Origin of the sequence: Mesorhizobium sp. M7A.F.Ca.CA.002.05.1.1 (assembly GCF_003998335.1) — a bacterium.
Taxonomy (GTDB): Bacteria; Pseudomonadota; Alphaproteobacteria; order Rhizobiales; family Rhizobiaceae; genus Mesorhizobium.
This window is the reverse complement of sequence record NZ_RZQI01000258.1, coordinates 1-6,914: the sequence shown is the minus strand read 5'-3', so window position 1 is coordinate 6,914 and position 6,914 is coordinate 1. Positions and strand designations below refer to the sequence as shown.

The 6,914-nt window shown below is 59.8% G+C and carries 10 protein-coding genes, 1 tRNA gene and 1 pseudogene; 6 read left to right on the top strand and 6 right to left on the bottom strand.

The annotated features are described in order from the left end of the window. Both EN939_RS15135 and EN939_RS15130 read left to right on the top strand, forming a co-directional pair. A partial coding sequence (locus EN939_RS15135) for a diacylglycerol kinase (RefSeq protein WP_164751002.1) occupies window positions 1–218 on the top strand: 218 nt, incomplete at its 5' end. Window positions 219–258: 40 nt separating this feature from the next. Beyond that, window positions 259–846 carry a hemerythrin domain-containing protein gene (locus tag EN939_RS15130; RefSeq protein ID WP_127268647.1) on the top strand — a complete coding sequence of 196 codons (588 nt, stop codon included), beginning with the start codon at window positions 259–261 and terminating at the stop codon, window positions 844–846. A gap of 3 nt (window positions 847–849) precedes the next feature. Here the strand turns inward: EN939_RS15130 and EN939_RS15125 are convergent, their stop codons facing one another. Then, window positions 850–1,437 (bottom strand): DedA family protein, encoded by a 588-nt coding sequence (locus EN939_RS15125; protein ID WP_127268646.1) that lies wholly within the window; start codon window positions 1,435–1,437, stop codon window positions 850–852. Then, window positions 1,434–1,997 carry a DUF1003 domain-containing protein gene (locus EN939_RS15120; RefSeq protein WP_127268645.1) on the bottom strand — a complete coding sequence of 188 codons (564 nt, stop codon included), beginning with the start codon at window positions 1,995–1,997 and terminating at the stop codon, window positions 1,434–1,436. Before EN939_RS15120 ends, EN939_RS15125 begins: the two co-directional genes overlap by 4 nt. Window positions 1,998–2,089: 92 nt before the next feature. Here EN939_RS15120 and EN939_RS15115 point away from each other — a divergent pair, with 92 nt between their 5' ends. Together EN939_RS15115 and EN939_RS15110 are read left to right on the top strand one after the other, a co-directional pair. Next, window positions 2,090–2,806, top strand: a complete 717-nt coding sequence (locus tag EN939_RS15115; protein ID WP_127268644.1) for a DNA-3-methyladenine glycosylase I — start codon at window positions 2,090–2,092, stop codon at window positions 2,804–2,806. 129 nt (window positions 2,807–2,935) lie between these two features. Continuing rightward, window positions 2,936–4,612 (top strand): NAD+ synthase, encoded by a 1,677-nt coding sequence (locus EN939_RS15110; protein ID WP_127268643.1) that lies wholly within the window; start codon window positions 2,936–2,938, stop codon window positions 4,610–4,612. A 62-nt stretch (window positions 4,613–4,674) separates the two neighbouring features. Here EN939_RS15110 and EN939_RS15105 read toward each other — a convergent pair whose 3' ends face one another. From EN939_RS15105 to EN939_RS15090, 4 genes are all read right to left on the bottom strand, one after another. After that, window positions 4,675–4,956, bottom strand: coding sequence for a DUF2283 domain-containing protein (locus tag EN939_RS15105; RefSeq protein WP_164748895.1), 282 nt, complete (start codon window positions 4,954–4,956; stop codon window positions 4,675–4,677). Beyond that, window positions 4,943–5,296 carry a hypothetical protein gene (locus EN939_RS15100; RefSeq protein WP_127268641.1) on the bottom strand — a complete coding sequence of 118 codons (354 nt, stop codon included), beginning with the start codon at window positions 5,294–5,296 and terminating at the stop codon, window positions 4,943–4,945. The genes EN939_RS15105 and EN939_RS15100 overlap by 14 nt, the downstream gene beginning before the upstream one ends. Further along, complete coding sequence (locus EN939_RS15095) at window positions 5,293–5,688, bottom strand: hypothetical protein (RefSeq protein ID WP_127268640.1); 396 nt, start codon at window positions 5,686–5,688, stop codon at window positions 5,293–5,295. The genes EN939_RS15100 and EN939_RS15095 overlap by 4 nt, the downstream gene beginning before the upstream one ends. A 67-nt stretch (window positions 5,689–5,755) precedes the next feature. Next, a tRNA-Leu gene (locus EN939_RS15090) sits at window positions 5,756–5,826 on the bottom strand. 110 nt (window positions 5,827–5,936) lie between these two features. Here EN939_RS15090 and EN939_RS15085 point away from each other — a divergent pair. Beyond that, window positions 5,937–6,347, top strand: coding sequence for a GNAT family N-acetyltransferase (locus tag EN939_RS15085; protein ID WP_127268639.1), 411 nt, complete (start codon window positions 5,937–5,939; stop codon window positions 6,345–6,347). A gap of 377 nt (window positions 6,348–6,724) precedes the next feature. Further along, window positions 6,725–6,914 (top strand): annotated as a pseudogene (locus tag EN939_RS15080) (ABC transporter ATP-binding protein); the annotation flags it as partial.

The following is a 6,914-nucleotide window of genomic DNA, read 5'->3' as shown; positions in this document are numbered from 1 at the left end:
GTTATGCCTTGCTGATCGGCGCCGTGTTGCTCTTGATCATGGTCGAAGTGCTTAACACCGGCATCGAGGCGGCATGCGACGCTTTCAGCCGCGAGTTCAATGTCGATATCCAGTTGGCCAAGGATTGCGGTTCGCTGGCGGTGCTGATTTCGGTACTCATCGTCGCCGGCGTCTGGGGCATTGCCATTATCGAGCGGATCACCGGGCTACCGATCTAGCCTTTCGATGCCTATATGCCAGTCACCAAAGGAGACTGTCATGGCCGGGGCCGCCAATTTTCTGCTTCTCGAACGCGTGGGCCTGCCGGATGATCTGCGCTGGCTGGCCGAGAAATATCCGCGTGAAAACTGGCAGGATCATGCCAATATCCACGGCATCGCCAATATGTGGCTGCAGCGGCACGACATGTTCCGCGAACTTGGCGGCATGCTGGCCAACGGCATCGGCGACTACCGTGAGGGACGGCTGACGGCGCCTGATTTCGCGCGCTGGTTCGCGCCCCGCCTCAATCATTTTCTAGGCAACCTCGACGGTCACCACAACGTCGAGGATTATCAATATTTCCCGGTCTTCGCCAAGGCCGAGCCCCGTTTGAAGCACGGCTTCGAGATACTCGATGCCGACCATCACACCATCCATGAAGGGCTGGAGCGTAATGCCGAGGCGGCCAATGCGTTCATCAAGACGCTTCAGGAGAGCGAAGACAGACAGCGCTTCGCCGCCGACGCCTATGCCGACGAAAACAGCCGGCTGATCGCCATGCTGACAAGGCATCTTGCCGACGAGGAAGACCTGATCATCCCGCTTATCCTCGATCGGGGGGACCAGGCGCTCGGCGTGGATTGACGATCAGCCCTCCCTGGCGCGTTCCTTGCTGGCGATGTGACGGGCGACGAGCCATGCCAGAACGGCCACGGTCAAGCCGATGCCAAGCCCGATCAGCAACCGTTCGTGATGCATCAACGCCTGGCCGATGACGTGCTCGGCGCCAAGTCCAAAGACATAACCGATCGTGCCGAACAGCACCGCCCAGACCGCCGATGAAAGCGCGTTGAGGATGACGAAGCGCGGCGCAGCGATGTTGGAAAGCCCGGCTGCAATGCCGCCGACGAGGCGCATGCCGTAGATATAGCGGTTGGACAGCACGAAAATGTCGGGATGGGTGTTGAGCAGCCGAAAGGCGCGGCGGAAGCCGGGCCGTTTGCGCAATCTGACGACATAGGGATGGTCGGCGAAGCTTCGTCCGAGGATGAAGAAGAAAGTATCGCCGACGAAGGCGCCGAGCGCCGCCGCAAGAACCGCGTGCCACAGGACGAAGACCTGCTGGTGGGCGAAGAAACCGCCAAGAATGGCGGCACTTTCGCCCTCCGCGACGCAACCGATAAAGACCGCGAGCAGCCCGTATTGTTCGATGAAATGATGGATCGCGTCGGTCATGAAGCCGACTGCTGCGAAGACAGCCTTTCGTCGATCCGCTTGATCATTTCGGTCAGTTGCACGATCTCGTCGCGCATACCGAGAATCTGGCCGTGGCGCAGTTCATCCAGCTTTTCATGCAGCGCCATGATCTCGATCTCGGCTTTCAGGTTGACCTCGTAGTCGTGGGCGGCGTCGATGCGGTCGCGTTCGGTCTGGCGGTTCTGCGCCATCATGATCACCGGCGCCTGCAAGGCGGCGACCATCGACAGAACGAGATTGAGGAAGATGAACGGGTAGGGATCGAAGGCGTCACGCGACAGCAGCCAGACATTGGCTGATGTCCACAGGATCAGAAAGGCGATGAAGGTCAGGATGAAGGACCATGACCCACCGATGCGGGCGATCGTGTCGGCGAGCCGGTCGCCGAAGGTCTGGTGGAAGGCGACGGTCTTGTTGGTGTCGCGCGAGATGGTGGTGCGTTCGAGCGTCGATTGCAGCACCCGGCTTTCGAGCTGGCTGAGGCCGTCCGGCCGCCGCTTGAGCCAGCGGTTCGCCAGGTCGTCGATCGTCTTGTTCATGGACATCTCCAGGGTCTTTGGCTTGCCGTAAGAGGTAGAGGCTGCCGGCTCACACGGGAAGTGTTAGATTGATTCCAGTTGCCGAGGGACCAATGGCCGATTTCAAGAAAATTCGCGCACGCGCCGCAAAACGCAAGGGCGGCGAAGAGGAACTGACGTCGCTGCTGGGTCCGGCGCCTGACAATGCCGCCGTGGCTGACATCGCCGATGACCGCATTCTCTCTGTTATGGCCGAACGCGTCTTCGCCGCCGGTTTCGTCTGGCGCGTCATCGAGCAGAAATGGCCGGGCTTCGAGGAGGCGTTTCTGCGCTTCGAGCCGAAGCGGCTGCTGTTCCAGCCCGATGATTTCTGGCACGATCTGACGGCCGACCAGCGCATCGTGCGCAACCCGCAGAAGATCAGATCCGTGCGCGACAACGCCGCCTTCGTCGAGCGCGTGTCGAAGGAATATGGCGGCTTCGGCCAATTCCTCGCAAACTGGCCGGCGGACGACCAGGTCGGGCTGATGGCCTGGCTCGGCAAGCATGGCAGCCGGTTGGGCGGCAATACGGGCCAGTATTTCCTGCGCTGGCTGGGTTGGGATGCGTTCGTCATCTCGGGCGATATGGCCGCGGCGTTGCGCGACGCCGGCCTCGACATCGCCGAAAGCCCGACCTCGAAGAGGGACCTCGACAAGATCCAGGCACAGATCAACCAGTGGGTGGTGCAGACAGGCCTGCCGCGCCGGCATATTTCACGCATCTTGGCGATGTCGATCGGCGAGAATCATTCGCCGCAAGCGTTGCGCGAATATATGGGCGACGATTGATACCTGGTCGTCTCGCCACGATTGAAGCACGTCGATCGGTCCGCACACGATTGACGTATGTCAATCGGTCCGAATTGGTCCAAACGAACGCCATTGCCCGGGCAATTTTGCCGCGCTAAGTCAGCAGGCATGACCAAGAAGCTCGACATCCTGCGCATCGCCGTCGCCCAGCTCAATCCGACTGTCGGCGACATATCAGGCAATCTCGCCAAGGCCCGCGAGGCGAGGGCGGATGCCGCACGCCAAGGCGCCGATCTCGTGCTCTATACCGAGCTTTTCCTCGCCGGCTACCCGCCGGAGGATCTGGTGCTGAAGCCGGCCTTTTTGAAAGCCTGCGAAAAGACGGCACAGGACTTTGCCGCCGACACCGCGGATGGCGGTCCCGGCGTCATCATCGGCACGCCGTTGAAGCGCAAGAGCGGCACGCACAATTCGATCGTCTTCGCCGATGGCGGCAAGATCATCGCCGAACGCTACAAGCTCGATCTGCCGAACTACGGCGAGTTCGACGAGAAGCGCGTCTTCCAGGCCGGACCCGAGATCCAGGGGCCGGTCAATTTCCGCGGCGTGCGCATCGGAGTTCCGATCTGCGAGGACATCTGGGGCGACGTCGATATCTGCGAGTCGCTGGCCGAAAGCGGGGCGGAAATCCTGCTGGTGCCGAACGGCTCGCCCTATTATCGCGCCAAGATCGATGTCCGCCACCAGGTCGTCATCCGCCAGGTCATCGAATGCGGGCTGCCGATGATCTATGCCAACCAGCTTGGCGGGCAGGACGAGTTGATCTTCGACGGCGCGTCGTTTGCCATTGGCGCCGACAAGACGCTTGCCTTCCAGATGAGCCAGTTCGAGGAAGCGGTCGACATCACCACCTGGAAAAGACAAGGGGATCACTGGGTCTGCTCGGAAGGGCCGATGTCGAAAATCCCGGACCGGGAGGAGGCCGACTATCGCGCCTGCATGTTGGGCCTGCGCGACTACGTCAACAAGAACGGCTTCAAGAATGTGGTGCTTGGTCTGTCCGGCGGCATCGATTCGGCGATCTGCGCGGCGCTTGCCGTCGATGCGCTCGGCGAGGAACGCCTGCGCGCCGTCATGATGCCCTATCGCTACACCTCGAAGGACTCGCTGAAGGATGCCGAGGATTGCGCCCGGGCGCTCGGCTGCCGCTATGACATCGTGCCGATCTTCGAGCCGGTCGAAGGGTTTCTGCACGCGCTGACGCAGATATTCGAAGGCACCAAGGAAGGCATCACCGAGGAGAATTTGCAGAGCCGCGCGCGCGGCACCATCCTGATGGCGATCTCCAACAAGTTCGGCTCGATGGTTGTCACCACGGGCAACAAGAGCGAGATGTCGGTTGGCTACGCCACGCTCTATGGCGACATGAATGGCGGCTTCAATCCGATCAAGGACCTTTACAAGATGCAGGTCTACGCGCTGTCGCGCTGGCGCAACAGCCACGTGCCGCCGGGCGCGCTCGGGCCCTCGGGCGAGGTGATCCCGAAAAACATCATCGACAAGGCGCCATCGGCGGAATTGCGCGAGAACCAGACCGACCAGGATTCGCTGCCGCCCTATCCGGTGCTGGACGACATCCTCGAATGCCTGGTGGAAAATGAGATGGGTGTCGACGACATCGTCGCGCGCGGCCATGACCGGGCGACGGTGACGCGCATCGAGCATCTGCTCTACATCGCAGAATACAAGCGAAGGCAGGCCGCGCCGGGCGTGAAGATCACCAAAAAGAATTTTGGTCGCGACCGCCGCTATCCCATCACCAACCGGTTCAGGGATCGCGGCTGATAGTCTGATTTCATTGACTCCAGCTTCCCTCTTTCTCGGCTTTCGCGAGTGATAACATGGGATCAGTCCCGTTGTTCGAGGGCAAAGTTCACCACAACCTGAGCCTGCGGCGTAGGGACATGGAATTTTTCCGAAAGCTCCGATGCAAGTTCGTCGCCACGCGACGCCCACAGATCATGGAAGTCTACGACAGTAGCGCCGATTAACTCACCACTGCGGTCGTAGCGCCAAACGATACCTGACTTGTCCTCGATGCCGCGAGCGGCAACGTCCCTCCGACGGCTTATGTAGAGCACGTCGGAATCGGCATCATAAACGACCTCGAAAGCGCTAATCCTGCTCATCTGGCCTCCGATACACCAACTCTCGGTCGCCGGTCGTCTCTGCGAAGTAGAATGTTTTAACACGACCTGATGTTCCATCACCTACCAATTTCACAGGCAACCTAAGAGGGTCGCCTGTGGCATTGGTGCTCTCTGTATCAACGAAAACCACTGAATTTCCGTAACTTTTTTCGACATGGGTTGGATTGCTGATCGCTGAACCCACTGCGATCTCGATAGAAGGCAGTTCGACCGGCACTTCAGGGTGCTCGGTCTTAACATGTTCGATGGTGCTTTCGTAAAGTCTGACTTCCTTCAGTCCCGGCACTGCATCGGTCGAGATGACCTTGTAGCCGGTCACTTCTTTTTTCTCGCACCCTCGGCGGCGATCCGCCGTGTATAGGCGGTCTGAATCTCGCCCCATTCCGCTTCGTATTCGGCAAGTTGCCGAGCAAGGATTGTCTGCAGGTCTTTCGCCGTTCCGGGGCTTAGATGAACGACGGCCGCTGGCAGCATCATCCCTGCATGTGTATTTTTTGCGATGACGGGCACCTGCCTAGCAAAGATAACGCTGATGTCGGTGCTACTGACAAAAAGCTGGACGCTGGCGCCGTAGAACTCCGGTGTATTGAGGTGCGTAACGTCTGCTGCCGCAACTTCAACGGCCCCCTCTATCTCATCCGATAGTCTGGTCGCCTTTGCCGGCCTTGTCGGCGGCTTTGCCGGCCTTGTCGCACTTGCTGCTTTTGCCATTTTACTTTGCCCCGCCCCTTTGTTCTTAGGCAGTCACCTTATCTTATTGGAATTGCCAAGCAAGAGGCGGGGATGGTCGGGCTCGAACCGACGACCCCTCGCTTCTTAGACGAGTGCGCTACCAACTGCGCTACACCCTGATAGACGGTTTCCCGTCCAGCGCGGAAATGGGGATCGACTCGACCACTTTCAAGTCACATGTTCGAAGGGGATAGTCGCGAAACAAATGTCATTTGGACGGTAAAGCCATGCCCGACTGTGAAATCAGCTTCGACATGTCACGGATCGATTTCCGCGCGACATCGGACCTGTTGATGGCAAGCTATTGGGGCGCCGGACGCACTGATGAAGTCCATCGCCGCGCCTTTGCCAATTCGCTTTGCGTCGGCGCCTATGTCGACGGCAGGCAAGTCGGCTTCGGCCGCGCGATCACCGACCGCACGGTGTTCGCCTATCTCGCCGACATCATCATCTGGCCCGGGCATCGCGGGCAAGGCATCGGTAGCCGGCTCGTCCAGGCCCTTATCGATCATCCTGAAGTCAGGACTGTTTTCCACTGGAGCCTGTCGACCAGCGACGCACACGGCGTCTATGAGAAGCTTGGGTTCAAGCCATCGACCGATGGCCGCTACATGCGCTTGGATCGCATTCCTGAATGAGGCGCGCGGCTTGCTCCGTTGTTGCAAAATAATCGCAGTGGTTGGACCAGATACACTTTTGGCGTGAACTCGTCTTGGCGATGCATCGGAGCGTCTCTATAAGGACACCTCCGCAATTGTCTTGCGGGAGGTCCGAATGGCAGTATTTCACATGGTAATGCGAGGCCGCGAAGCCTAGGTCTCATCCGGCGCTCCGCGAAGGTTCCCCTTCGTGCCGATGCCGGACCGAGCACAGGCTTATGCCGATGCCGATCGCCGCCCGATTTGGGCGATACGCCAAATATGCCACTCCGCTTCCGGGCACTCATTGGCTCCTTGCGCGGCTTCTTCAATTTTCGACTTACTGGGATCGGGCTCGTTTGTGCCCGAATGACATCATGGCTCGTTTTAAGATCGATTTGCGCGCGAGCGCCTTTCGCAGCGTTCTTGGCTTCACGCTTACCCATTGGCGGCGCCAGCCTTGGCGGCTCTCGCTCATCATGGGCAGCTTCCTGCTGTCGACGCTGGCCGATGTGCTGACGCCGCTCTATTCCGGCCGGCTGGTCGACGCCGTCGCCAGCAGCGCCG